This window comes from Rhodococcoides trifolii (assembly GCF_014635345.1).
Taxonomy (GTDB): Bacteria; Actinomycetota; Actinomycetes; order Mycobacteriales; family Mycobacteriaceae; genus Rhodococcoides; species Rhodococcoides trifolii.
This window is the reverse complement of the sequence record NZ_BMCU01000001.1, coordinates 122,059-147,137: the sequence shown is the minus strand read 5'-3', so window position 1 is coordinate 147,137 and position 25,079 is coordinate 122,059. Positions and strand designations below refer to the sequence as shown.

At 66.8% G+C, this 25,079-nt stretch carries 18 protein-coding genes, 1 tRNA gene and 2 pseudogenes; 7 read left to right on the top strand and 14 right to left on the bottom strand.

Annotated elements, in window-relative coordinates:
• The first annotated feature begins 14 nt into the window (after positions 1-14).
• Positions 15-650 carry an aminodeoxychorismate/anthranilate synthase component II gene (locus tag IEW02_RS00675; protein ID WP_188542801.1) on the top strand — a complete coding sequence of 212 codons (636 nt, stop codon included), beginning with the start codon at positions 15-17 and terminating at the stop codon, positions 648-650.
• Between the two features lie 27 nt (positions 651-677).
• On the opposite strand, the gene pknB is transcribed toward IEW02_RS00675, so the two are convergent.
• The 7 genes and pseudogenes from pknB to IEW02_RS25520 form a co-directional block, all read right to left on the bottom strand.
• Complete coding sequence (pknB, locus tag IEW02_RS00670; RefSeq protein WP_188542800.1) at positions 678-2,603, bottom strand: Stk1 family PASTA domain-containing Ser/Thr kinase; 1,926 nt, start codon at positions 2,601-2,603, stop codon at positions 678-680.
• Positions 2,600-3,979, bottom strand: a complete 1,380-nt coding sequence (locus tag IEW02_RS00665) for a serine/threonine-protein kinase (protein ID WP_188542799.1) — start codon at positions 3,977-3,979, stop codon at positions 2,600-2,602. Before IEW02_RS00665 ends, pknB begins: the two co-directional genes overlap by 4 nt.
• A gap of 4 nt (positions 3,980-3,983) precedes the next feature.
• Entirely contained in the window at positions 3,984-5,471 is a 1,488-nt protein-coding gene (locus tag IEW02_RS00660) for a peptidoglycan D,D-transpeptidase FtsI family protein (protein WP_188542798.1), read from the bottom strand.
• Positions 5,468-6,901 carry an FtsW/RodA/SpoVE family cell cycle protein gene (locus IEW02_RS00655; protein ID WP_229745822.1) on the bottom strand — a complete coding sequence of 478 codons (1,434 nt, stop codon included), beginning with the start codon at positions 6,899-6,901 and terminating at the stop codon, positions 5,468-5,470. Before IEW02_RS00655 ends, IEW02_RS00660 begins: the two co-directional genes overlap by 4 nt.
• Positions 6,902-6,963: 62 nt before the next feature.
• Entirely contained in the window at positions 6,964-8,430 is a 1,467-nt protein-coding gene (locus IEW02_RS00650) for a PP2C family serine/threonine-protein phosphatase (protein ID WP_188542796.1), read from the bottom strand.
• Positions 8,427-8,894: an FHA domain-containing protein FhaB/FipA gene (locus IEW02_RS00645; protein ID WP_188542795.1), complete on the bottom strand. Its 468-nt coding sequence runs from the start codon at positions 8,892-8,894 to the stop codon at positions 8,427-8,429. Before IEW02_RS00645 ends, IEW02_RS00650 begins: the two co-directional genes overlap by 4 nt.
• A gap of 158 nt (positions 8,895-9,052) precedes the next feature.
• A pseudogene (locus tag IEW02_RS25520) lies at positions 9,053-9,421 on the bottom strand (FHA domain-containing protein); the annotation flags it as partial.
• Between the two features lie 686 nt (positions 9,422-10,107).
• On the opposite strand from IEW02_RS25520, the gene IEW02_RS25015 reads away from it, so the two are divergent.
• Positions 10,108-10,533: a hypothetical protein gene (locus IEW02_RS25015; RefSeq protein ID WP_229745857.1), complete on the top strand. Its 426-nt coding sequence runs from the start codon at positions 10,108-10,110 to the stop codon at positions 10,531-10,533.
• 175 nt (positions 10,534-10,708) lie between these two features.
• On the opposite strand, the pseudogene IEW02_RS25010 reads toward IEW02_RS25015, so the two are convergent.
• Positions 10,709-10,993: pseudogene (locus tag IEW02_RS25010) on the bottom strand (DUF3662 domain-containing protein); the annotation flags it as partial.
• Between the two features lie 158 nt (positions 10,994-11,151).
• Here IEW02_RS25010 and IEW02_RS00635 point away from each other — a divergent pair.
• The 3 genes from IEW02_RS00635 to IEW02_RS00625 all read left to right on the top strand — a co-directional run bounded on the left by IEW02_RS00635 (position 11,152) and on the right by IEW02_RS00625 (position 17,593).
• Positions 11,152-11,237 (top strand) — tRNA-Leu (locus tag IEW02_RS00635).
• 298 nt (positions 11,238-11,535) lie between these two features.
• Positions 11,536-16,134, top strand: a complete 4,599-nt coding sequence (gene gltB, locus IEW02_RS00630) for a glutamate synthase large subunit (RefSeq protein WP_188542794.1) — start codon at positions 11,536-11,538, stop codon at positions 16,132-16,134.
• Positions 16,127-17,593 carry a glutamate synthase subunit beta gene (locus IEW02_RS00625; RefSeq protein WP_188542793.1) on the top strand — a complete coding sequence of 489 codons (1,467 nt, stop codon included), beginning with the start codon at positions 16,127-16,129 and terminating at the stop codon, positions 17,591-17,593. Before gltB ends, IEW02_RS00625 begins: the two co-directional genes overlap by 8 nt.
• A gap of 84 nt (positions 17,594-17,677) precedes the next feature.
• Here IEW02_RS00625 and IEW02_RS00620 read toward each other — a convergent pair whose 3' ends face one another.
• Both IEW02_RS00620 and IEW02_RS00615 read right to left on the bottom strand, forming a co-directional pair.
• Positions 17,678-17,989 (bottom strand): SH3 domain-containing protein, encoded by a 312-nt coding sequence (locus tag IEW02_RS00620; protein ID WP_188542792.1) that lies wholly within the window; start codon positions 17,987-17,989, stop codon positions 17,678-17,680.
• Positions 17,990-18,095: 106 nt separating this feature from the next.
• Positions 18,096-18,965 (bottom strand): oxygenase MpaB family protein, encoded by an 870-nt coding sequence (locus tag IEW02_RS00615; RefSeq protein WP_188542791.1) that lies wholly within the window; start codon positions 18,963-18,965, stop codon positions 18,096-18,098.
• Between the two features lie 128 nt (positions 18,966-19,093).
• On the opposite strand from IEW02_RS00615, the gene IEW02_RS00610 reads away from it, so the two are divergent.
• On the top strand, positions 19,094-20,020 hold the full coding sequence (locus tag IEW02_RS00610; protein ID WP_188542790.1) for a cutinase family protein: 927 nt from the start codon (positions 19,094-19,096) through the stop codon (positions 20,018-20,020).
• On the opposite strand, the gene IEW02_RS00605 is transcribed toward IEW02_RS00610, so the two are convergent.
• Positions 19,999-21,525, bottom strand: coding sequence for an MFS transporter (locus IEW02_RS00605; RefSeq protein ID WP_229745707.1), 1,527 nt, complete (start codon positions 21,523-21,525; stop codon positions 19,999-20,001). The two genes, IEW02_RS00610 and IEW02_RS00605, sit on opposite strands and share 22 nt — an antisense overlap.
• 97 nt (positions 21,526-21,622) lie before the next feature.
• Between IEW02_RS00605 and IEW02_RS00600 the strand changes: the two genes are divergently transcribed.
• On the top strand, positions 21,623-21,913 hold the full coding sequence (locus tag IEW02_RS00600; RefSeq protein ID WP_188542788.1) for a putative quinol monooxygenase: 291 nt from the start codon (positions 21,623-21,625) through the stop codon (positions 21,911-21,913).
• A 92-nt stretch (positions 21,914-22,005) separates the two neighbouring features.
• Here IEW02_RS00600 and IEW02_RS00595 read toward each other — a convergent pair whose 3' ends face one another.
• The 3 genes from IEW02_RS00595 to IEW02_RS00585 form a co-directional block, all read right to left on the bottom strand.
• The gene (locus IEW02_RS00595; RefSeq protein ID WP_188542787.1) at positions 22,006-23,565 is read right to left on the bottom strand and encodes a phage infection protein; all 1,560 of its coding nucleotides are present in this window, start codon (positions 23,563-23,565) and stop codon (positions 22,006-22,008) included.
• A gap of 105 nt (positions 23,566-23,670) precedes the next feature.
• Complete coding sequence (locus tag IEW02_RS00590) at positions 23,671-24,270, bottom strand: histidine phosphatase family protein (protein ID WP_188542786.1); 600 nt, start codon at positions 24,268-24,270, stop codon at positions 23,671-23,673.
• Positions 24,271-24,274: 4 nt separating this feature from the next.
• A complete protein-coding gene (locus IEW02_RS00585) occupies positions 24,275-25,078 on the bottom strand; it encodes a transglutaminase-like domain-containing protein (protein WP_188542785.1) in 804 nt (267 codons plus the stop codon).
• Position 25,079 lies beyond the last annotated feature (1 nt).

The following is a 25,079-nucleotide window of genomic DNA, read 5'->3' as shown; positions in this document are numbered from 1 at the left end:
ACTACGCTGGCCGTATGCGAATTCTCGTCGTCGACAACTACGACAGCTTCGTCTACAACCTCGTGCAGTACCTCGGTCAGCTCGGAACCACCGCCACGGTGCTGCGAAACGACGATCCTGCCGTCATGGACGCCGCGAGCGTCGCGAAGGAGTACGACGGAGTTCTACTCAGCCCCGGTCCGGGAACACCGGACCGCGCGGGCGTCACCATGAACATGGTTGCCGCGTGCGCAGCCGCGGAGACTCCGCTTCTCGGGGTGTGCCTCGGCCACCAGGCCATCGGTGCGTCGTTCGGCGGAACCGTCGAACGCGCCCCGGAACTGCTGCACGGCAAGACGAGCGTCGTTCACCACGGCGGCGGCGGGGTGCTCGCCGGCCTTCCGGACCCGTTCCGCGCAACCCGATACCACTCGCTCACCGTCCGTGAAGACACCATTCCCGACGAGATCGAAGTGACCGCACGCACCGACAGCGGCATCGTGATGGCCATGCGCCACCGGGAACTGCCCATTCACGGCGTGCAGTTCCACCCCGAATCGGTGATGACCGAGGGCGGACACCGCATGCTGGCCAACTGGCTGGCAGTATGTGGCGAGGCCCCGTCCGAGGAACTGCTGCGCACCCTCGAAGCGACTGTCCTGACCTCGTAAAGACTCAGTGGTTCAGAGACCCGGCGGTCAGAGACCCAGCCGTCCGATCGTCAGCGTGACCCGCGTGTTCTTCGCTATGGCCGCGTTCTGCGGAACGCTCTGGTCTTGCACCTTGCCCACCTGGTAGGTGTCGAGCGTGCCGACAAGGTTCTGGTCGATGTCCGACACCGTCCCCGTCCATCCCGCACCCTGCATCGCCTCGACTGCTTGATTGAGGGTCAGGCCCACCACGGCCGGCATGGAGAACTGACTTCCGTTGGACACGTTGACGGTGATCTCGTCGCCGTCGGTCGCCGTCGTTCCGCCGGCCGGGCTGGAGGAGACCACGTCACCACTGGGCCGCGGGGAATCCACCTGTACGACCTTGACCCGGAACCCGGCGCCTTCGAGGTTGGGCTGCGCGACGGTGATTGCCTGGCCCGTCACGTCGGGCACCCGGATCTGTTCGGGCCCGGCGCCGAGGGTGATGCGCACCGACGATCCGGCGGCCATCGTGGAGCCGGTCGACGGTTCCTGCCGGATCACCTTGTCGACATCGGTGCGCGCCGAGGGCGCGCGCGCCACCGTTGCGTCGAGGGCAAGGCCTGCGTCCGAGAGTGCCTGCGCCGCAGCCTGTTGCGACAGGCCGGCCAGCTGCGGCACCTGAATCTGTTCGGGACCGGTGGAAATCTCGAGGACGACCGAACTGCCCTCCTCGATCGATGCGCCCGCAACGGGGCGGGTGTCGATCGCTGTTCCGGACGGCACGGTCGAGTCCGACTTCTGCTCGATCTGCGGGCGCAGGCCGGCCGCGTTCAGCGTCGACTGCGCCTGTTCCGACGACTGGTTCGCCACGTCGGGCAGCGTGACCTGTTTCGCGTCGGCACCGGGACCGAGCGACCACAGGAACGCACCGACGATGGCGACGACGACGGCCGCCGCCAACGCGTACAGCGCCACCCTCGCTCCGCTGCGCTTGCCGGTCTCGTCTTCGTCGTCGTCTCGCCCGTGCCGTGCTGCGACTCGGGGAGCAGCAGTGGCGTCCACCGCCGAATGGCGCGCGCGGGGAGCGTCGACCGAACCGAGAATGGTGGTGCGGTCCTCGTCGTTCATCACCATCGGCGCACTGGGCCGGCCACCGCTGAGCACCTTGACGATGTCACTGCGCATGTCTGCGGCGCTCTGGTAGCGGTTGGCCGGGTTCTTGCTCATCGCCTTGAGAATGATCGAATCCAGCTCACGCGGAACGCCGGGGTTGACCGACGACGGCAGCGGCGGATCTTCGCGCACGTGCTGGTACGCGACGGCAACGGGTGAGTCACCGGTGAACGGCGGCTCCCCGGTGAGAATTTCGAAGAGGACGCAGCCGAGCGAGTACACGTCCGAGCGTGCGTCGACCTGCTCGCCCCTCGCCTGCTCGGGCGAAAGGTACTGCGCTGTGCCGATCACCGCTGCGGTCTGCGTCATCGGACTGGAACTGTCGGCGATCGCCCTCGCGATGCCGAAGTCCATCACCTTGACCGCACCGGCGCGGTTGATCATGACGTTGGCCGGCTTGACGTCACGGTGCACGATGCCGTTGCGGTGGCTGAAGTCCAGCGCCGCGCAGACGTCGGCGAAGACCTCCATGGCACGCTTCGGCGGCATCGGTCCTTCGTTCCGGACGATGTCGCGCAACGTGTCGCCGTCGACGTACTCCATGACGATGTACGGCAGTGGGCCGGTGTCCGTCTCGGCCTCACCGGTGTCGTACACCGCGACGATGGCCGGGTGGTTCAGCGCTGCTGCGTTCTGCGCTTCGCGGCGAAACCGCAGGTAGAACGTGGGGTCGCGCGCCAAATCCTGACGCAGCACCTTGATCGCGACGTCCCGGCCGAGACGAATGTCGCGTGCCAGATGCACTTCCGACATACCGCCGAATCCGAGGATCTCACCGAGTTCGTAGCGAGACGAGAGTTCACGTGGCGTGGTCATCGCGGCCCTCCCGGCTGATCACGCAGCCCGAACGGGTTGTTCAAGGTCGGCAACTGGAAACCGCCGCCGTTCGTGGTGGTCGTGGTGGTGGTCGGCTCCGTCGTGGTGGTCGTCGGCTCCGTTGTCGTCGTCGTGGTGGTGGTCGTTGTCGTGGTGGTGGTGGTCGGTTCCGTGGTGGTCGTCGTTTCCTCGGTGGTTGTCGGCTCGGCCGTCGTGGTCCGCTGTGTCGTCGTCGGCGCGGGCACGGTGGTGGTCACCGGCGGCGGTGTGGGCGAGTCCTCGCCGCTCGTCATGACGAACAGCACCGCGGCGACGACCGCCGCGAGCGCGAGCAGCCCTCCCGCCGCCCACGCGAGTGCCTTCTGGCCCGAGGTCAGGCCGGTGCGCTCGGCGGGTGCCGCCGGAAGCGGTGCGGGCGCCGCGTACTCACCGGTGGGAGTGGACATCATGCGGGTGCTCGAGACGGCCGCCGTCGGGGCGCCGGGCGGCAACACACGTGCGGTCCCGCTCGGAGCGGAACCGGGCGCCGGCGGACGTCGCCCGGCGCGGACGGCTGCCACGGCGTCCGCGAACTCGCCGCCGTTCTCGTACCGCGCCGCAGGATCCTTCGTCATCGTGATCTCGATGAGCTCACGGACCTGCGGTGGGAGATCGGTCGGAAGCGGCGGCGGCACGTCGCGCACATGCTTCATCGCGACGGTCAGGGCGCCGTCACCGACGAACGGACGGGTTCCGGCCACGACTTCGTACCCGACCACACCGAGCGAGTAGACGTCCGACGACGCGGTGGCGTCCTGGCCCAGAGCCTGTTCCGGGGCAATGTACTGCGCCGTGCCCATCACCATTCCGGTACGGGTGACCGGCGAGGCGTCGACGGCCTTCGCGATGCCGAAGTCGGTGATCTTCACCTGACCCGTCGGGGTGATCATGATGTTGCCGGGCTTGACGTCCCGGTGCACGATCCCCGCCGAGTGCGCTGCCTGCAACGCGCGGCCGGTCTGCTCGAGCATGTCCAGCGCGTGCACCAACGGGAGTCGGCCCATACGGGAGAGCACGGCGTTGAGCGGCTCTCCCACCACGAGTTCCATGACCAGGTACGCCACGGACTGGCCGTTGCGGTCGCGCACCTCGCCGTAGTCGTAGATGTTCGCGATACCGGGGTGATTGAGAAGTGCAGTCGTGCGGGCTTCGGTGCGGAAGCGCTCGAGGAATTCGGGATCGTCCGAGAACTCCGGCTTCAGGACCTTCACGGCGACGCGACGATCCAGCCGCGAGTCCATCGCCTCCCAGACCTGTCCCATGCCACCGGTCGCGATGAGACGCTGAAGGCGGTAGCGCCCGGCGATCATGGCTCCGTTGCCGAGTCCACTGGTCATCGGTTCACCTCCCCTGCAATCCAGCTGCGATGACGGCACGGGCCACGGGCGCGGCGACGGATCCCCCGGTCGCGGCCAACGCGCGATCACCACCGTCTTCGACGATCACGGCGATCGCAATCTTCGGGCTCTCGGCCGGTGCGAACGCGATGTACCACGCGTGTGGTGGCGTGTTGCGCGGATCGCTGCCGTGCTCTGCCGTTCCGGTTTTCGATGCGATCTGCACACCCGCAATCTTGCCCACTCCGGTGGTCGCGTTCTCGGACCCGACCATCAGCGATGTCAGTGTCGACGCGACTTCGGGCGACACGGCCTGGCCCAGTGACTGCGGATCGGTGGTGGAGAGGGTGGACAGATCCGGACCCTGAAGGGACGCGACCAGGTGCGGGGCCATGCGGACGCCACCGTTGGCGACGGTTGCCGCGATCTCCGCGTTCTGCAGCGGCGTCAGTGCGACGTCGCGCTGACCGATGCTGCTCTGGCCCAGCGCGGCGTCGTCGGGGATGTCTCCGACCGTGCTGTCGGCGACGGGAATCGGCACGCCGGCGGCGTCCTCGCCGATACCGAAGGCGGACGAGGTGGACTTCAGAGCGTCGGCTCCGGTCTTGATTCCGAGCTCCACGAAGGCGGTGTTGCAGGAGCGCGCGAACGCATCTCGCAGCGATGCGGTGGCCCCGCCGCCGCAGGACTGCCCGCCGTAGTTCTCGAGGGTGGTGCTGGTGTCGGGCAGGGTGATGTTGGACGCCGCGGTCAGCTGGTCCTCCGGTGTCTCACCGGCCGCGAGGGCCGCAGCGGTGACGACCACCTTGAACGTCGACCCGGGCGGATAGGTCTGCGACACAGCGCGATTGACCAACGGGTTGGTGGGGTCGGCTTGCAGCGCCTCCCAGGCCTGGGTGCTCTGCGTCCCGTCGTGGCTGGACAGCAGGTTCGGGTCGTAGCTGGGAGTGCTCACCATCGTGAGGATCTTCCCGGTGGACGGTTCGATGGCGACGACGGAACCCGTGTAGCCCTTCGACGTGAGCTGGTCGTACGCGACCTGCTGCATCACGGGATCGATGGTCGTCACGACGTTGCCGCCGCGGGGGTCACGGCCGGACAGCAGGTCGGTGAATCGTTTGCCGAACAACCGGTTGTCGGAGCCGTTGAGCACCTCGTCCTCGGACCGCTCGAGCCCACTGCTGGCATAGAGCATCGAGTAGAAACCGGTGACGGGCGCGTTCGCGAACGGACTCGACGGTGCCGCCGGGTTGGCCGGGTAGGTCCGGAGGTACTTGTAGCGGTCGTCGGTGGCGACCGACGACGCCAATACCTGGCCGCCGCTGGAGATCTGACCGCGCTGACGTGAGTACTCGTCGAGCAGGACGCGAGAGTTGCGCGGATCGGTGCGGAGGCTGTCGGCCTTGATCACCTGCACGTACGTGGCGTTCGCGAGCAATGCGACCACGAGAACCATCACGGCGATCGCGACTCGGCGGAGCGGTGTGTTCACGCGCGCTTCACCATCTCGGTGGGTGCGTCCGCGATCGGCGCCGGACCCTTCTTCTGCGGAACGACGGGAGCTCGCGCAGCGTCGGAGATCTTGATCAGCAGCGCGACGAGAACATAGTTCGCCAGCAGCGACGATCCACCGTAGGACATGAACGGAGTGGTCAGACCGGTCAGCGGGATCAGCTTGGTGACGCCACCGACCACGACGAACAGCTGCACCGCGACCGTGAAGGAGAGACCGGCGGCCAGGAGCTTGCCGAAGCTGTCGCGCACGGCCAGAGCGGTGCGAAGACCGCGCAGAACGAACACCAGGTAGAGCATCAGGACCGCGGCGAGTCCGACCAGTCCGAGCTCTTCACCGATAGTCGCGATGATGAAGTCGGTCTTCGCGAACGGCACCTGCGAGGGGCGTCCGCTGCCGAGCCCGGTACCGAAGAGACCGCCCGTCGCGAGACCGAACAGCGACTGCGAGATCTGATACCCGGTGTCGTTGTAGTCGGCGAACGGGTCGAGCCAGGTATCGGTGCGCACGCGTACATGGGAGAAGAACTGGTAGGCGAAGAAGAATCCGGCGAGAAGCAGCGTCAGACCGATGACCAGCCAGCTGACTCTCTCGGTCGCGATGTAGATCATCACCAGCACGGTGGTGAAGATCAGCAGTGATGTGCCGAGGTCCTTCTCGAACACCAGGACACCGATCGACACGATCCACGCGACGAGAATCGGACCGAGATCGCGTGCACGCGGGAAATCCATGCCCGCGAAGTGCTTTCCCGCCGTCGTGAACAGCTCACGTTTGGCCACGAGCACCGACGCGAAGAAGATCAGAAGGAGGATCTTCGAGAACTCGCCGGGCTGAATACTGAAGCCCGGCAACCTGATCCAGATCTTCGATCCGTTGACCTCGGAGAAGGACGACGGAAGCACCGCCGGCAAGGCCAGGAAGATCAGGCCTGCGAGACCGAGCGTATAGCCGTAGCGAGCGAGGGTGCGGTAGTCGCGAACGAACAGAAGGACCGCGACGAATCCGGCGATCGCCAACGTCGTCCACAGCACCTGCTGGTTCGCGTCGGGCGACGGCGTCGGGAGGCCGTAATAGGTCGCGGTCTGCTGGTCCGACAGGTCGAGGCGATGGATCAGCACCAGACCGAGGCCGTTGAGAATCGCGACGATGGGGAGCAGCAGCGGATCGGCGTGCCGGGCGAACCGGCGCACGGCCAGGTGAGCGATCGAGAACAGAGCGAGATACGCGAGCGCGTACTTCGCCAGGTCCCAGGTGATGGCCTGTTCCTGGCTGGCCTCGACCAGGATCAGGGACAGGGTGACCACCAGTACGGCACCACCGAGGAGCGCCATCTCGACGCCCCGTTTCGTCGATTGCACCGGAGCCGGGGCGAAACCGCCGGCCGGGCTGGGAAACGACCCCGACACTCTCGAGCTGGGACCACTGGAACCTGCGGGAGTGCCGGCGGTAGGGGGATTCGGAACCGACATCAGCGTCCCGCCCTGCACGTCACTCCGGGGACGGGAGTCTGCGTCGGCGCGGAGGTGGCGGTCGGTGCCGGTTCCGTCGTGGGTGCCGGCGCAGGGAGTTCGCCGGGAACGGGTGCCGGCGTCGGGAGGACCGGGGGGAGAGCCTCGGTGGTCGTCGGCGGGGCGGTCGTGGTGGTCGGCGCGTCGCACGAGGGCAGCAGGTCGCCCGAGGCGAGACGCGACACCTGCTGCTTCGCGTCGTCGAGGGTGCCGGACGGAAGGCCGGAGCGGACCTGTTCGCGGGCGGAGGGCTGGAGGTCGTCGATTCCGAGCACGGTGCAGTCGCCGTTCGCGTCGGCCGGTGAACGGAACTCCACCGTCCGAGAGTCGACGGTTCCCGCGGTGGTCTCCTGGACGCAGCCGACGAGATCGACTTCCTGCAGCGAGTAACCCAGAACCGAACCGGGGACACCGCGCATCACCGCGACACGGTCGTCGTTCTCACCCACGTAATAGTTGCTGCGCAGGAGGTAGTAGCCCACCGAACCGGCGATGGCGACGATGATGACCACCCCCAGCCCGACCAGGGTCCAGCGCAGCTTGTGCGACTTCTTCTCCGGCGCCGGCGGTGGCGGTGTGACGACCCGCTTGGGTTGCGTACGCGGCGGGCGCATCGCCGCGGCCCGGCCGGCGGCAGTGTTGGGCGGCGGTGCGTCCTCTTCGTCGTCGACGGACGCGGCGCCCCCCACGATCGGGTGAGACTGTCCGTAGTCGAGGTCGATCACGTCTGCGATCACGACGGTCACGTTGTCCGGACCGCCACTGCGCAGTGCCAGCTCGATCAGTCGGTCGGCGCACTCGTCGTTCTCGCCCTCGCGCATGGTGTCGGCGATGGTTTCGCTGCTGACGACGTCGGACAGACCGTCCGAGCACAGGAGATAGCGGTCTCCGGCGCGTGCCTCGCGAACCGTGAGCGTGGGTTCGATCTCGTTACCGGTGAGGGCCCGCATGATCAGCGACCGCTGAGGATGCGAGTGTGCCTGCTCGGCGGTGATGCGTCCCTCGTCGACGAGAGACTGCACGAAGGTGTCGTCGCGGGTGATCTGGGCCAGTTCGTCGTCGCGCAGCAGGTAGGCGCGCGAATCGCCGATGTGCACGAGCCCGATCTTCTTGCCGCCGAACAGGATTGCGGTCAGGGTGGTGCCCATACCGTCGAGTTCGGGGTCTTCTTCGACCTGTTCGGCGATGGATGCGTTGCCCTCGCGGGTGGCGTCCTCGAGCTTGCCGAGAAGATCCTCGCCCGGCTCGTCGTCGTCGAGGTGCGCCAAAGCGGCGATCATCAGCTGCGAGGCGACTTCACCGGCGGCGTGGCCGCCCATACCGTCGGCGAGCGCGAGGAGGCGGGCACCGGCGTAGACGGAATCCTCGTTGTTCGACCGCACGAGACCGCGGTCGCTTCGCGCCGCATAGCGAAGAACCAGGGTCACGGGCGCAGCTCGATCACTGTCTTGCCCACCCGCACGGGTGTGGCCATGGGAACTCGCACGGCAGTGGTCACCTTCGCTCGGTCCAGGTAGGTCCCGTTGGTGGAGCCGAGGTCCTCGACGTACCAATCACCGCCGCGCGGCGACAGACGCGCATGACGCGTCGAGGCGTAATCGTCGGTGAGCACCAGGGTCGAGTCGTCGGCACGGCCCATCAGAACCGGTTGCGTGCCGAGCGTGATTCGGGTGCCCGCAAGAGACCCCTGCGTCACCACCAGGTACTTGGCGACTTTCTGCTTGCTGCGCAGCGCACCCGGAACCGCGGACTTGCGTGAACCGCGGGCGGGAACCCGCATGCCCGACGCCGCGTAGATGTCGGACCGCAGGGTACGGAGGACGCCCCACACGAAAAGCCACAGCACGAGAAGGAAACCCGCTCGTGTGAGTTGCAGAATCAACCCTTGCAACGCGGTTCACCTCCTCTTGTCTCGCGGGCATCGACTACTCGCAGCATCATAGGGTGACGCCGGGTCGGCGGGTCACCTCGAGGGGATGAGATCGGACAGCGGGCAGGCCGGAGGCCGGTCGGAATGTAGCGGGCAGGCCGGAGGCCGGTCGGAAGTTATCAGACGATCCTGACCAGGATTTCCGAGTGGCCGGCGCGAATGACGTCGCCGTCGGCGAGTTGCCAGTCTTGCACCGGAGCCCCGTTGACCGTGGTTCCGTTGGTGGAACCGAGGTCCGAGAGCATCGCGACGCGGCCGTCCCACCGAATTTCGATGTGGCGACGCGACACTCCGGTGTCGGGGAGGCGGAACTGTGCGTCCTGGCCGCGCCCGATCACGTTGCTGCCCTCACGCAACTGGAAGTATCGGCCGCTGCCGTCCTCGAGTTGGAGGGTGACCGAGAGGCCCTGCTGCGCCGCGTAGTCCTGATCGGCGTAGTCGTAATCGTCCGCACCGTAGGCAGGTGCCTGGTAGCCCGCAGTCGGGGGACCGGCCGGGTCGTATGCCGGCGCGGGTGCGTAGGCGCGCTGGTCGTACGCGGGCTGGTCGTATGCGGGCCGCTGACCGCCCCGGTAACCCCGGTCGTAGTCCTGCGCCGGGTAGCCACCACGGGGAGCGCCACCGGGCGCCGGCGGGTAGTCCTGGTAGGCGCGCTGGTCGTACTGCCGGCCCTGGCGGTCGTAACCGCGCTGGTCGTAGCCGCCCTGGTCGTAACCCTGCTGGTCGTAACCCTGCTGGTCGTATCCCTGCTGGTCGTAGCCGCGGGGGTCGTGACCGCCCTGGTCGTAACCCTGCTGATCGTGGGGGCGCTGATCGTAGGCCCGGGGGTCGTAGCCGCGCTGGTCGTAGCCGGGCTGGTCGTAGCCGGGCTGCTCGCGGCCCTGGTCGTACCCGCGGCGGTCGTACCCCTGTTCGTACCCGGGCTGCTCGGGGTAGGCGTCACCGCCGCGCGCGTCGGCGTACGGCTGTCCTGGCGGGGGGCCATACGGTGCGCCGCCGTAGTTGCTGCCGTTGCGGTAGCTGCCGTTGTGGCCGGCTGCGGCCGCCGCGGGGTAACCCTCCGGTCGCTCGCCCCGGTTCTCCCGGTAGCGCTCGTCGCCGTCGCGATCGGGATCGTTGCTGGGGTTCTGAGGCATGGAGCGCGCTCCTGTGATCGACGGCGGGTTGATGGTCGGTGGTGCGGCCGGCTGTGGTTCCGGGGTGGAGAGTTGTTCTGGGGCCGACTGTCGTTCTGGGGCAGGCGGTGGTTCTGGGGCCGGGTGTGGTTCCGGGGCAGGCTGTGGTTCTGCCACCGAAGCCGCGGGAGCAGACGACGCGGGAGCATCCGACTCCTCCGGGACGACGGGAGACTCCGGTTCCGGCGATGCTTCAGATCTGGAGAGCGATACGGCTGCGGCAACAGGAATTGCAGCGGCAATCGGAGCCGCGACAGGCGGGATCGCCGACGGTCGGGCTGCTGGTTGTGGCCGCGCCGGGGGTCGGGCTGCGGGTTGTGGCCGCGCCGGGGGCTGTTGCCGTGCTGCAGGCTGGGGGCGAGCAGGCGCGGGAGGTGCAGATGCGGGAGGTGCAGCCGCGGGAGGCGTCACCGGGGGAGGGCTGACGCGGGGAGCAGCGGCCTGTGGCGGCGGCACCGTTTGCCGGACCGCGGGACGGCTCGGGGCCGGCGGCGCGGTCGGGCGAGGCGCCCTGCCCGCATCCGGGTCGACCGAACCCGCGGTACGGAACTGGCCGGTGTGCAGCGTGGGCGAGGCTTCGAATCGAACGGATACGTCTCCGTACGTCTGCCATCCCTGATCGCGGATGAACCCGTCCAGGTGGCGGGAGAACGCCTTCGTGGTGAGCTCGCGGTCCTGGGACAGCTTCTCGTGATCGGACTCGTTGATCGTGATGACGTAGGCATTGGGGGCGAGGAGGTGACCTCCGTCGAGCTCTTCGACCTGGTCGGACGCTTCCTGCTGCAGCGCTGCTTCGACCTCCTGCGGCACGACACCACCGCCGAATACGCGGGCAAAGGCGTCGCCGACGGCTCCTTGGAGCTTCCGTTCGAACCTCTGGACCATTCCCACGACTGACCTCCCCGTCCCTCTGAATAGAAGCCGAGCGTGTCTCGGGCTCACTACTGCTCTCGCATGATATACGTAGCGACGCCCTCGCCTTTGCCGCCGGGCCGCAGATTTCGGCCTCCCGCGGGCCCCGTGCTAGCCTCGTCCGGTCGCTCGGGCGAGTGGCGGAATGGCAGACGCGCTGGCTTCAGGTGCCAGTGTCCTTCGGGACGTGGGGGTTCAAGTCCCCCTTCGCCCACCACACACGAACAGGCCACGATCTCGACGAGACCGTGGCCTGTTTCGTTCCCAGCCGCAGGCCCACGCCCCGTTAGCGTGCCCTTATTTGCGGAATCCGCATACTCCTGACTTATCGTTTGGCTGTATGGGGTGGACCCACCAGTTCCAGCCCTGCCCGAAACACGTCGGCCTATCCCGCTGCCGAAGAAGATCCGAGTGCTGATTCAACGACGAGTTCGCACTCACCTCGCTCCACGGCGTCCTCCGAGCTCGTCGGACGACCGCGGACCACAGCTCGACCCGTCAGAAGGCAAGGCACCATGCAACTTCCCGGCCACCGCTACCCAGCAGCACGCGGCCTCTACGACCCCGTCAACGAGCACGACTCGTGTGGTGTCGCATTTGTCGTCGACATGCACGGACGCCGTAGTAGAGACATCGTCGACAAGGCGATCACCGCCCTGATCAACCTGGAGCACCGCGGGGCCGCGGGAGCCGAACCGAACACCGGTGACGGCGCAGGCATCCTCATTCAAGTTCCCGACGCGTTCTACCGCGCGGTCGTCGACTTCGAGCTGCCGCCGGAAGGGTCGTACGCCACCGGCATTGCATTCCTTCCCCAGGCGCGATCCGAAGTTGCCCTCGCCGTCGACGGCGTGGAGAAGATTCTCGTCGAAGAAGGTCTGACGCTCTACGGCTGGCGCGAGGTCGAGACCGACGACAGCGCACTCGGTGCACTCGCCCGTGACGCAATGCCCACGTTCCGTCAGCTGTTCTTCGGGTCCGAGGACCGCACTCTGTCGGGCATGGACCTCGAGCGTCGCGCCTTCGTGGTGCGCAAGCGCGTCGAGCACGAGCTCGGTACCGACGGACCCGGCCGAGACGCACCGGGCCGTGAGTCCGTCTACTTCCCGTCGCTGTCCGCGAGCACCATTGTCTACAAGGGCATGCTGACGACCCCGCAGCTCAAGCAGTTCTACCTCGACCTGCAGGACGAGCGTGTGGAAAGCGCTCTGGGACTGGTGCATTCGCGCTTCTCGACGAACACCTTCCCGTCGTGGCCGCTTGCGCACCCGTTCCGTCGGGTGGCTCACAACGGCGAGATCAACACCGTCACCGGAAACGAGAACTGGATGCGGGCGCGCGAAGCGCTCATCCAGGACGGTGTGTTCGGCGAGCACAGCCTCGAGAAGATCTTCCCCGTCTGCACGAACGGGGCCTCCGACACGGCACGTTTCGACGAGGTGCTCGAATTCCTGCACCTGGGCGGTCGCAGCCTTCCGCACGCCGTCCTGATGATGATCCCGGAGGCGTGGGAGCACAACGACGCGATGGACCCCGCTCGGCGTGCGTTCTACCAGTACCACTCCGCGTTGATGGAGCCGTGGGACGGACCGGCGTCGGTGTGCTTCACCGACGGCACCGTCATCGGCGCCGTCCTGGACCGAAACGGGTTGCGTCCCAGCCGTTTGTGGGTCACCGACGACGGTCTCGTCATCATGGCGTCGGAGGTCGGCGTCCTGGACATCGAACCGTCGAAGATCGTGCGCAAGGTGCGTCTGCAGCCCGGCCGGATGTTCCTCGTGGACACCGCGAAGGGCCGCATCGTGTCCGACGCCGAGATCAAGGACGAGCTCGCCGCCGAGCACCCCTACCAGCAGTGGCTCGACGATGGCCTGATCCACGTCGACGATCTCCCGGACCGCCCGCACGTGCACATGACGCACGATCGCGTTCTGATCCGTCAGCAGATCTTCGGCTACACCACCGAGGAGCTGAACGTTCTCCTCGCGCCGATGGCCAAGTCGGGTGCCGAGGCGATCGGATCCATGGGAACCGATACGCCCGTGGCCATCCTGTCGACTCGCCCGCGGTTGATCTTCGATTACTTCTCGCAGCTGTTCGCCCAGGTGACGAACCCGCCGCTGGACGCGATCCGCGAGGAGGTCGTCACCAGCCTCGGCGGCACCATCGGACCCGAGGGCGACGTGCTCGATCCCGGTCCCGACGCGTGCAAGCAGATCACCCTGTCGTCGCCGATCCTGCACAACGATCAGCTGTCGAAGCTCGTCCACATCAACGACGACAACAGCCAGCCCGATCTCCGGTCGGTCGTGGTGCGCGGGCTGTACCCGGTCGCCGAGGGCGGCGAGGGTCTGGCCGCGGCGCTGGAAACCATTCGCGTGCAGGTCTCTGCTGCCATCGCGGGCGGCGCCCGAATCGTGGTCCTCTCCGACCGCGAGTCGAGCGAGAAACTCGCACCGATCCCGTCGTTGCTCCTCGTCGCGGCGGTGCACCACCACCTGGTCCGCGAGAAGACGCGCACCAAGGTCGGATTGATCATCGAGGCGGGAGACGCCCGCGAGGTTCACCACATGGCCACGCTGGTCGGCTTCGGCGCCGCAGCGGTCAACCCGTACATGGCGTTCGAGTCGATCGAGGACATGATCGACCGGGGTTCCATCACCGGCATCGAGTACGACGCCGCGGTGAAGAACTACATCAAGGCCGCCGGCAAGGGTGTGCTCAAGGTGATGTCCAAGATGGGCATCTCCACACTCGCGTCCTACACCGGAGCGCAACTGTTCCAGGTGATCGGCCTGTCGCAGGGCGTGGTCGACGAGTACTTCCGCGGGCTACGCTCGCAGCTCGGAGGCATCGGTCTCGACGAGATCGCGGCCGACGTGTCGTCGCGCCACGGCATCGCCTACCTGGACAACAGGCAGGAACGCGCGCACCGCGAACTCGAGACGGGCGGCGAGTACCAGTGGCGCCGTGACGGCGAGTACCACCTCTTCAACCCGGACACCGTGTTCAAGCTTCAGCACGCCACGCGCACCGGGCAGTACTCGGTGTTCAAGGAGTACACGAAGCTGGTCGACGACCAATCCGAGCGGCTCGCGTCGCTGCGCGGACTGTTCAAGTTCAAGACCGAAGGGCGCGAAGCGATCTCGGTCGACGAGGTCGAATCCGCGTCCGAGATCGTGAAGCGTTTCTCGACCGGTGCGATGAGCTACGGCTCCATCTCGGCCGAAGCGCACGAGACACTGGCGATCGCCATGAACCGCCTCGGCGGACGGTCCAACTCGGGTGAGGGCGGCGAGGACGTCGCACGGTTCACCCCCGACGACAACGGCGATTCCCGACGGTCTGCCATCAAGCAGGTCGCGTCGGGACGCTTCGGCGTCACGTCGCATTACTTGACCAACTGCACCGACATCCAGATCAAGATGGCGCAGGGTGCGAAACCCGGTGAGGGCGGCCAGCTTCCGGCTCACAAGGTGTACCCGTGGATCGCGGAGGTCAGGCACTCCACGCCCGGCGTCGGACTGATCTCGCCGCCGCCGCACCACGACATCTACTCCATCGAGGATCTCGCTCAGCTGATCCACGATCTGAAGAACGCCAACCCGTCGGCGCGCGTCCACGTGAAGCTGGTCTCCGAGATGGGCGTCGGCACCGTGGCTGCGGGTGTGTCCAAGGCGCACGCCGACGTGGTGCTCATCTCCGGGCACGACGGCGGCACCGGCGCGACGCCGCTCACCTCGGTCAAGCATGCGGGTGCGCCGTGGGAGCTAGGCCTGGCCGAGACGCAGCAGACGTTGTTGCTCAACGGACTTCGTGATCGCATCGTGGTCCAGGTGGACGGTCAGCTCAAGACCGGCCGCGACGTCATGGTCGCCGCACTGTTGGGCGGCGAGGAATTCGGCTTCGCCACGGCTCCTCTCGTCGTGTCCGGCTGCATCATGATGCGGGTGTGTCACCTCGACACCTGCCCGGTGGGCGTCGCCACGCAGAACCCGTTGCTGCGCAAGCGCTTCGCCGGTCAACCGGAGTTCGTGGAGAACTTCTTCATGTACATCGCCGAGGAAGTACGCGAGTACCTCGCGGCGTTCGGCTTCCGCACGCTGAACGAGGCCATCGGTCAGGTCGGCATGCTGGACACAACTGCCGCGAAGGAGCACTGGAAGGCGTCGAAGCTCGACCTCTCGCCCATCCTGGACGAGGTGGAGTCGGCGTTCATGAACCAGGACCTCTACAACACCGGAACCCAGGACCACTCCCTGGACAAGGCACTCGATCAGCAGCTGATCGCCCAGAGCCGCAACGCACTCGACAAGGGTGAGGCGGTTCGGTTCGAGACGAAGATCGCGAACGTCAACCGGACCGTCGGCACCATGCTCGGGCACGAGCTCACCAAGGTCTACGGCGCGGACGGGTTGGCGGACAACACGATCGACATCACCTTCACCGGCAGCGCCGGCAACAGTTTCGGAGCGTTCGTACCCCGAGGCATGACGTTGCGACTGCAGGGAGACGCCAACGACTTCGTCGGCAAGGGATTGTCGGGTGGACGTCTGATCCTGCGGCCGTCGCTGGACGCGCCCGACGGGTTCGTCGCCGAGGAGAACATCATCGGCGGCAACGTGATCCTGTTCGGCGCCACCAGCGGTGAGGCCCTGATCCGCGGAGTCGTGGGCGAGCGCTTCTGCGTCCGCAACTCCGGTGCCGTCGCCGTGGTCGAGGGCGTCGGTGACCACGGGTGCGAGTACATGACCGGTGGCAAGGTCGTCATTCTCGGCGACACGGGACGCAACTTCGGCGCGGGTATGTCCGGCGGTGTCGCGTTCGTCTTCGATCCGAAGAAGACGTTCGAGGCCAACCTGAACACCGAACTCGTCGACCTCGAAGAACTCGAGGGCGAGGAGTTCAACTGGCTCAAGGACGCGATCGGTCGCCATCACGAGGAGACCGGATCCGCTGTGGCCGAGGCGATCCTCGGCGACTGGTCGCAGCAGGTCAATCACTTCGTCAAGGTGATGCCGCGCGACTACAAGAAGGTACTGCTCGCGATTTCCGAGGCCGAAAAGAACGGCGCGGACGTCGACGAGGCGATCATGGAGGCAGCTCGTGGGTGACCCGCAGGGATTTCTGAAGAACACCGCACGGGAGCTGCCGACGCGGCGACCGGTCGACCTACGACTGATGGACTGGAAAGAGGTCTACGAAGACTTCTCGAAGGACACACTCCGGACGCAGGCCAGCCGCTGTATGGACTGCGGAATCCCGTTCTGCCACAACGGATGCCCACTCGGGAACCTGATTCCCGAGTGGAACGACCTGGTGTACAAGGACCGGTGGCGCGAAAGCATCGATCGGCTGCACGCCACGAACAACTTCCCGGAGTTCACCGGTCGGCTGTGCCCCGCGCCGTGCGAGGCGTCGTGCGTCCTGGGGATCAACCAGGATCCCGTCACCATCAAGCAGGTCGAGGTCGAGATCATCGACCGCGCCTTCGACGAGGGCTGGGTCGCGCCCGTCTACCCGACGTTCCTCACCGGTAAGAAGGTGGCTGTCGTCGGGTCGGGTCCCGCCGGTCTCGCTGCGGCGCAACAGCTCACGCGCGCCGGCCACACCGTCACCGTGTTCGAGCGTGCCGATCGCATCGGCGGACTCCTGCGCTACGGGATTCCCGAGTTCAAGATGGAGAAGCGCCACATCGACCGTCGTCTCGCACAGATGGAGGCCGAAGGAACCGTCTTCCGCGCGGGAGTGAACGTCGGCGTCGACGTCACCGCGGACGAGCTGCGCGAGGAGTTCGACGCAGTCCTGCTCGCGGGCGGCGCCACGAAGGCACGCGACCTCCCGATCGAGGGACGCGAATACTGGGGCATCCACCAGGCCATGGAGTTCCTGCCGTGGGCCAACCGAGTGCAGCTCGGCGACGACGTCCTCGGCGAGAACGGCCAGCCGCCGATTTCGGCGAAGGGCAAGAAGGTCGTCATCATCGGCGGCGGCGACACCGGCGCCGACTGCCTCGGCACCTCGCACCGTCAGGGCGCCGAGAGCGTCCACCAGTTCGAGATCATGCCCAGGCCACCGGAGACCCGTGCGGACTCGACGCCGTGGCCGACGTACCCGTTGCAGTTCCGGGTGTCGTCAGCGCACGAAGAGGGTGGCGAACGCGTGTTCTCCGTCAACACCGAACGCTTCACGGGCCAGGACGGGCAGGTCACCGGACTCGACGCCGTCGAGGTCGAGTTCAGAGGTGGCAAGTTCGAGAAGGTCGAGGGCTCCGAGTTCCACCTCGACGCCGACCTCGTGCTTCTCGCCATGGGATTCACCGGCCCCGAGAAGCCGGGTCTGCTCACCGACCTCGGTGTCGATCTCAACGAGCGCGGCAACGTGACGCGGACCAACGAGTGGAACACCAACGTCGACGGCGTGTTCGTCGCCGGCGACATGGGACGCGGACAGTCGCTGATCGTCTGGGCCATCGCCGAAGGCCGGTCCTGCGCCGCGGCCGTCGACACCTACCTCGAGGGGAAGACTGCATTGCCGTCGCCGATCGTGCCGACGCAGGCGCCTCAGCGGTAGGGGCTGCGGCTCGCGACATCGCAAGTGTGGCCTCTGGCCGGCGCGTGCGAACGTCGGCCGCGAGGCGCCGCCTCTACAGGTTCGTCACGTGCCGATCGAGACGCACGTTCCGGACACCAGTGTCAGATACGCGGCGCTGGCCCACCCGCCGCGGAACGATCTGAATCCGTTCGTCGTGGCCAGGCTGCCGACCCCGGCGGTCCCGTTGGGGACCTTGTCCATGGTGTGCGCGGTCGAGTTGGGTGCGGATCGGATGAAGAGCCCGTTAGGTGAGTTGCTCACCTTGTATTGGCAGATTGTGGCAGGGGCGGCGGACGCGAACGGTGCGCCGAACAGGGCTGTCACGGCGATGGCGGCGGCGGTAATCGGGACGGCGAGGCGGGAAACGCGTTTCATAAAAACCTCCGCATAGGTGGCATTTCCCGGATCGTACCCACGAACAGAACCGTCAGGTCGGTTATCCGGATTTTGGCCACCACGGTGCTGTCGCTTGCCGCGTCTATCAAGCGGGTACGCGTGCCGCCGGCCCCGGACCCATCGCCCACCGAATAGCCGTAGTGACCGCAATCCCGCTGCCCCGCACAGCCGTCGCCTCGGTGACCGGTAGCCACGGCAACCTCAGTGGCAATCGCGTCCACCGCGGCATCATCGAGACGGCGACAGACGACATCAGCCCGTACGCCGGACGAACGGCAAGGGGGATCGGCGGATTGAGCAGGATGAACCGCGCAGTCCGCCGTGCCGCGGCAGTTCCCTTCAGCTCGGGCCGGTACGACGCGAGCACTTCGTCGAGTTCGGCGGTGGTTTCGGGTACGTCCACAGCGCCCAGTCCGCGCGCGACGAATGCGGTCTCGCGAACGTAGGCGTCGCGACCGGACGCGTCGAGCGGGTGCGCGCCGTAGCGGTCGTGTGCCCGCAGGAAACTGTCGATCTCGGCGACGTGCACCCACCGGAGAAGGTGCGGATCCGACGCCGCGTAGGTCCGTCCGTCGGGCGCGGTACCCGTGATGCGCTTGTGTACTGCGCGCACGATCTTGATGGCCCGGTCCGCGTCCTCGATCGTCCCGAACGTGGTCTCGGCGAGGAAGGTACTGGTGCGCTGCAGGCGGCCCCAGGGGTCACCCCGGTAGCCGGAATGCTGGTCGACCGCAGCCATGGCGAGCGGGTGCAGCGACTGCAGCAGAAGCGCCCGCATTCCGCCGACGAACATCGACGCGTCGCTGTTCACCCGATAGATGGCCGAGTCGGGCCCGTAGCGCCGGGGGCCGACCGACTGGTGGATCCGGTCGCGCCGAGCCGGACCTTCGTCGCCGGCGACCCGAGCGAAGATGCTCTCGCCCACGCGTTGCTGAACTGAGCTGAGCGGGTTCATCTCTCCAGTGTGCACTTCGTAGCGCAGGCACCTGTTCGTCACGATCGTTTACCATTCGTGCATCTTTTCGACACAGCGGAGTGCGAGCATGTCGATCGTCGGGTGAATACGAAGTGAGGGTTCGAAAGATGCGTGCCACGAAGTCCCTGTCCGTCAGAACGGTTGCGGTGATCGGCGCCGTTGCCGCAGTCGTCGCGGGCAGCGTTGTCGGCACTGCCGCCACGGCGCACGCCGCGCCCGGTTCGTGCCCGTCGCTCTACGTCGTCGCCATCCCCGGAACCTGGGAGACGGGCGTCGGCGAAGCTCCCAAGCCTGGAATGTTGACCGCTGTCACCAACGCGATCGACGGTGGAAACATCGAGACCGACTACGTCACGTACCCCGCCACGGCTTTCCCTTGGGAAGGCGATGCCTACGGCGCCTCCGAGGCGCAGGCCGTCGCGAACGCGAGTGGGCTGCTGAAGGCCAAGGCCGACGCCTGCCCCGGAACCCGGTTCGGCATCATCGGATACAGCCAGGGCGCCGACGCCGCCGGTGACCTCGCCGCGTCGATCGGAACCGGCGCGGGCATCGTCCCCGCGGACAAGATCGCTGCGGTCGGCCTGATCTCCGACCCGAAGCGGTCCGACACCGACGCCCTGGTCGGACCGAAAGTGGTGGGCTCCGGTGTCGGCGGTCCGCGCATCGGCGGGTTCGGCTACGTCAGTCCGGTCACGCGCACGTTCTGCGCGGTCGGCGATCTGTACTGCTCCACCCCGCGTGAGGACTTCGTGGCGCGTCTGGCCGGTTTCCTCGCCGTCTCGTCCGATCCGACGCCGTCTGCAATCGGCAAGTACGTGTCGGAAGCGCAGGCGCTCCTCGCGGACCTGTCGGCGGTCGGCGGCCTGCCCGCGCTGGCCGGTCAGCTGACGGACCAAGCCAACGAGGATCGGGTCGAGCAGATTCAGACCTTCTACCGCTCGCAGGTGCACACCGACTACCGCAACTATCGAGTCGACCCGAACGGTGCCACGGCAACGTCCTGGCTGGCGAACTACCTGCGCGATGCGGCCTGACCCTTTCGGAACAGAACGACAGCCGTGACGCCCGCCGCCACCATGATGAGAACTGTCGAGCCGGCGGCCGCCACGATGCCGTCGACGTAGGCTTCTCGTGCACGGTCGGCCAACTCGGCACTCTCGTTCGCCGGAAGTGACCGGGCGGTAGCCAACGCGCCCGACAGCGTGTTGTCGACGGTTCCTTCGTCGCCCATGGCGATGCGATACGTTGCGGCACTGATGGATCCGAGAAGTGCAATGCCCAGCGCGCCGCCGATCTCCGCGCCGGTCTCCGACACCGACCCGGCTGCGCCGGCCTTCTCCGGTGCTGCGGTCGCGAGCACCCGGTCCGAGCCCAGGGTGGTTCCGGTCCCGACCCCGAGCGCGGCGACGGCCATGCCGATCAGCAGGATGGCCAGGGTGAAACCCGAGCCGGTGTCACCGGGGACGGCAACGAACGCAATGACGGCGCTGCCGAGACCCATGACGATCAGTGCGCCCACCAGGATCACCGCCGGACTGCGACGCTTCATGATCAATGGTGCCGACACCGACGCCACGGTCGTCACCACCGCGGGGATGAGCGACCACAGCCCTGCCTCGAGCGGACCGAGGCCCTTGACCAGCTGAAGGTATTGCGAGAGAGCAAGGTTGAAGCCGCTGATGACGAACACCGACACCAGGATCACCAGGACCGCGACGGAGAACGCGGGGACCCGGAAGAGGGTGAAGTCGATGATGGGGGTGGCGGTGGCCCGTTGACGGCGCACGAACAACGCCCCGATCACGAGGCCGACGGCGAGAACGACGAGCGCCTGTAGGTCGACACCTTCCTGGGCAGCGTGTTTGACGGCGTAGACGATCGACAGCATCGCGGCGATGGAGAAGACGACGCTCACCGGATCGAACCGGCCGGGGTTCGGATTCTTCGATTCCGGCAGTACGACCGGGGCAAAGATCAACAGCACCACCATGATCGGGATGTTGATCAGAAACACCGAACCCCACCAGAAGTACTCCAGCAGCACTCCGCCGATGACCGGGCCCAGTGCCGCTCCGCCGGAGAAACCGGCCGTCCAGATGCCGACGGCTGCGCCGCGCTGAACGGGGTCGACGAACATGATCCGCAGCAGAGCCAGTGTGGACGGGGCGAGGGTGGCGCCGCCGATCCCCAACAACACCCGCGACGCGATGAGAAGCTCGGGGGTGTGCGAGAACGCTGCCGCCACGGACGCGAGTCCGAAGATGGCCGACCCGATCATCAGCAGCCGACGCGTTCCGATTCGGTCACCGACTGACCCCATCGTCACCAATAGGCCCGCGAGAATGAAGCTGTAGATGTCCAGAATCCAGAGTTGTTGCGAACTGGACGGACTCAGGTCGTCCGCGATCGACGGCAACGCAAGATAGAGCACCGAGATGTCCATCGAGACCAGGACGATCGGCAGTACGAGGACGGACAGGCCGATCCACTCCCGACGCGTTGCGCGCTCCGACGCACTTGTCGATTGCCCGAATGTCACGGGGGTGCCTCGTTTCTCGATGTTCGGCCTTCTGATTCGCGTACGTTCATGACCAAGCCTACGAAAGTAGTCACTTCGATTCCCGAGGGGGAACAGCATGGCCGATCTCAGCGTGGTTGCAACGATTCCGGCGAAGGCCGGGTTCGAGAAGGAAGTCGGTGACGCGTTGTCGAAGCTGGCTGTCGCCAGCCGCGACGAGCCGGGCTGCATTTCGTACGTTCTGTACGAATCGCAGGCGACGCCAGGCACATTCGTCACCATCGAGTCGTGGAAGTCCAAGGCTGACCTCGACGTTCACATGGAGGCTGCCGCATTCCAGCAGGCCATGGCCGAGGCCGGCCAGCATCTCGGCGAGGTTGCGATTCACCCGCTCACGCTGGTGGTCTGACCCGGTTCACCCCCGAGTCTCGGTGATCACGGTCGAACTGTTCGAGATACGCAAAATTTCGAACAGTTCGGCCGTGATCGCCGCTGTGGGGGTCAGGCGTACTCGACGTTCCGCGGCTCGTCCGACCGGTTGACCACGGCGTAGACCAGTCCGGACAGTCCGAGCATCGCCACCATCACGATCACGGCCAAGAGCCCGGTGCCGCCGAGCGACCCGGACGCAATGCGGTCCAGCCCGGTGCCGACCCATCCCAGCGGGGTGAAGGACGCGGCCTTCCCGAACACGGAACTGTCGGGTGACGAGACGAACGCGGCACCGCACAGCACCAACTGCACCAGGAGCAGCACGAGGTTCACCGACTGACCGATCGCGCGACCGAACAGCACCTGGATCGCTCCGGCTGCGGCGAGGAAGGCCGCAGACGACAACAGCAGGAACGCGATACCGCCGACGATCCCGCCGACTCCGAGGTCGCTACCGACGTAGGAGTACGCGATCGAGGTCGCCGCGGCGAGTGCGAGAACGGCGACGACGGGAGCGAGGCGCGCGAGGCGCCCGCCGCGGGTGAGCAACCTCAGCAGGCTCACCCCGGCCACTGCACCGACGGCCACGAGGGCCGCGAGCAGATAGTTCGACGCGCCGGTGTCGGTGTTGCCGACCACGAGCGTGGTCTGCGTCTGGCCGTCGGCGGTCGTCGTGGTTGCCGACGAGGTGGCCGATGCGGCCGGGAGCGAATCCGTGGCGGTCTTGACGTTGGTCTGCAGGCTGGTGACGACGCCGTTGATCGGGGTCACCGCAGTACCGATCTGATCGGTGCCGGCCTTGAGCTGCTTGCCGCCGTCGTCGAGCTGGACGATTCCGTCGCGCAGCTGTGCGTTTCCGGTGGAGAGCTGCGAGGCGCCGTCCGCGAGTTGGGACACGCCGACGTTGAAATCACTGGACGAGTCGGCGAGCTGGAAAGCCAGGAGCTTGGCGCCGTCACGCAGCTGGTTGAGCTGGTCCACCGTGCTGGGTCCGACACCCTGCGTGTTCAGGGTGTCGATCAGGCCGCGTAGTTGGTTCGCGGCGTCGGTCGTGATCGGATTGTTCACGGCCTCGATCTTGTTGGCGACGTCGGCGATCACGCCGGTCACCTCGGCCTGCTTCGCACCGATGGCGAGAAGCGGGGTGGTGACCGTGTCGACGCCGCCACTGATCTGCTGGGCGCCGTCGCCCAGTTGAGTGATGCCGCCGCGCAGCTGACCGAAGCCCGCGTCGAGCTGGCCGGCGCCGTCGGCCAGCTGCACCGAACCGGTGCGCGCCACGGTGAGTCCGTCGGAGAGCTGAGTGACGCCCCCCGTGAGCTGAGGTGCAGCGTCGGTGAGCTGAGTCAGTCCGCTCGAAAGCAGCGTGAGGGGCAGTGAGGCGCCGGTCAACGCGGTTCGCGTCTTGGCCAGAGGATCGCCCGAGGCGGGGGTCGCCGTGTCCCCGTCGGCGGTCGGTGTGGACGCCTCGGACGTACCGGTCGTCGAACTTGCCGATACCCCGTTTCCGCTCACGAGTGCGTAGATCCCTGCAACCAGCAGCGGAAGGACGATCAGAAGAACGGCGACGACGGGTCGCGCGACGATACCGGTGCGCGGCGACGAGCCGTGTGCAGACGAAGTGGCCATAGTGAGGCCAAGGCTAACCTGTGACAAGTGGGTAACACGCACTCCGCGGCGGCGTTGTTCGTCATACAGCGTCGTCACCTGGCAGTTTAAGAAACCATTGTGAATCTATGGACGGTTGCGCGGTAACAGGTCCCACACGTGCTGAGTCTCGTTCACCGCGGCGACGGTGCGTCTTCCACTGCGGGAGAACAGGATGCGCGTGATCGAGCCGTAGTCGATGGGGAACGTCAGCGGCCGCTGGGTGTGCAGGATGTTCTCGAGGACGACATTGATCACGCCGCCGTGCGCGAATGCCGCGACCGTCGCGTCGTGATCCGAGCTCGACACGAGATCGGCGACGGCCCCCAGAACGCGGGACCGGAACGCGTCGGCGTCGACGGCAGCGGGAAGGTGACCGGCTTTGATGCGCTCGAACTCGGCAGGGAACGTCGTGCGCGCCTCTTCGATGGTGATGTAGCCGGGGAAGTCGCGGTCGTACTCGGCCAGTCCGTCGACGATGTCCACGGGGAGGTCCGTCGACGCGGCCAGCGGCTCGGCAGTGTGCACCGCCCTCTTCTGGGGGCTGCTCACCACGCGGGCGATACGAAATGCAGCCAGTCCGGACGGGATTCGTCTCGCCTGCTCGAGGCCAAGGTCGGTGAGCTCGGGATCGGCGTCCGCCGTCGACCGAACCGGAAGTGCGTGCCTGATCAGCAGAAGTTGCACGGCGTCAGGTGATCGACACGAGCTCGGTGATGTCGTCGATCGGGAGCGGCCCGTCGACGATGGCGGTCACCTGAGCGCTGTTCAGAATGATCCGACCCCCGTGGTTGTCGAGGAACGCGGTGTCGGCGGCGTCGCGTCCGGTGGCGATACGCACCAGCGTCGAGCGGGGTGCGAGGCACGTCGCGTCGACCACGCGCCACACACCGTCCACGAACGCCTCGGCGACGGCGTGAAAGTCCATCGGATCGCAGCCCGGTGCGTACACCGCGACGAGCCGGGCGGGGACGTTGACCGCCCGCAGCATCGCCACGACGAGGTGGCTGTAGTCGCGGCACACACCGCGACCGGCGAGAAGCGTGTCGGCGGCACCGTCGATGGGGTCGCTGCTGCCGGGAACGTACTGCAAGCGCGCACCGACCCAGGCCGAGACCTTCTCCAGTAATACGGAGGATTCCGAGTACTGGCCGAACTCGGTGGCTGCGAAGCCGAAGAACTTGTCGCATTCCGCGTAGCGACTGGGCCGCAGGTACACGGACTGGTCGTAGTCGGTGACGGGCGCGGGATACGTGTTCCCGTCGATGGTCGCGTCGTAGTACGTCTGCAGGTTGCCGACGCCGCACTCGAATTTGTGAATGCGGTTGCCGTGCTCGCCGCTGATCTCCTGCGCGTAGATCTGGGTGCCGTCGAGGAGGAACGACAACGTCTCGCTGACCGTCGTCCCCGGGTGCGGCGCAACGGCGATCTGGAACTCGAGAGTCGTGGGTTCGACGATGTCGACGTCGAGCCGAGCGGATACGAGGCGTCTCATG

Bases quoted from the DNA above. Each gene is read 5' to 3' on its own strand.
- IEW02_RS00620 (WP_188542792.1), bottom strand. From the start codon at position 17,989: ATGAAACGCGTTTCCCGCCTCGCCGTCCCGATTACCGCCGCCGCCATC.
- IEW02_RS00600 (WP_188542788.1), top strand. From the start codon at position 21,623: ATGGCCGATCTCAGCGTGGTTGCAACGATTCCGGCGAAGGCCGGGTTC.
- gltB (WP_188542794.1), top strand. From the start codon at position 11,536: ATGCAACTTCCCGGCCACCGCTACCCAGCAGCACGCGGCCTCTACGAC.
- IEW02_RS00615 (WP_188542791.1), bottom strand. From the start codon at position 18,965: ATGAACCCGCTCAGCTCAGTTCAGCAACGCGTGGGCGAGAGCATCTTC.
- IEW02_RS00595 (WP_188542787.1), bottom strand. From the start codon at position 23,565: ATGGCCACTTCGTCTGCACACGGCTCGTCGCCGCGCACCGGTATCGTC.
- IEW02_RS00675 (WP_188542801.1), top strand. From the start codon at position 15: ATGCGAATTCTCGTCGTCGACAACTACGACAGCTTCGTCTACAACCTC.
- IEW02_RS00585 (WP_188542785.1), bottom strand. From the start codon at position 25,078: ATGAGACGCCTCGTATCCGCTCGGCTCGACGTCGACATCGTCGAACCC.
- pknB (WP_188542800.1), bottom strand. From the start codon at position 2,603: ATGACCACGCCACGTGAACTCTCGTCTCGCTACGAACTCGGTGAGATC.
- IEW02_RS00665 (WP_188542799.1), bottom strand. From the start codon at position 3,979: ATGACCAGTGGACTCGGCAACGGAGCCATGATCGCCGGGCGCTACCGC.
- IEW02_RS00610 (WP_188542790.1), top strand. From the start codon at position 19,094: ATGCGTGCCACGAAGTCCCTGTCCGTCAGAACGGTTGCGGTGATCGGC.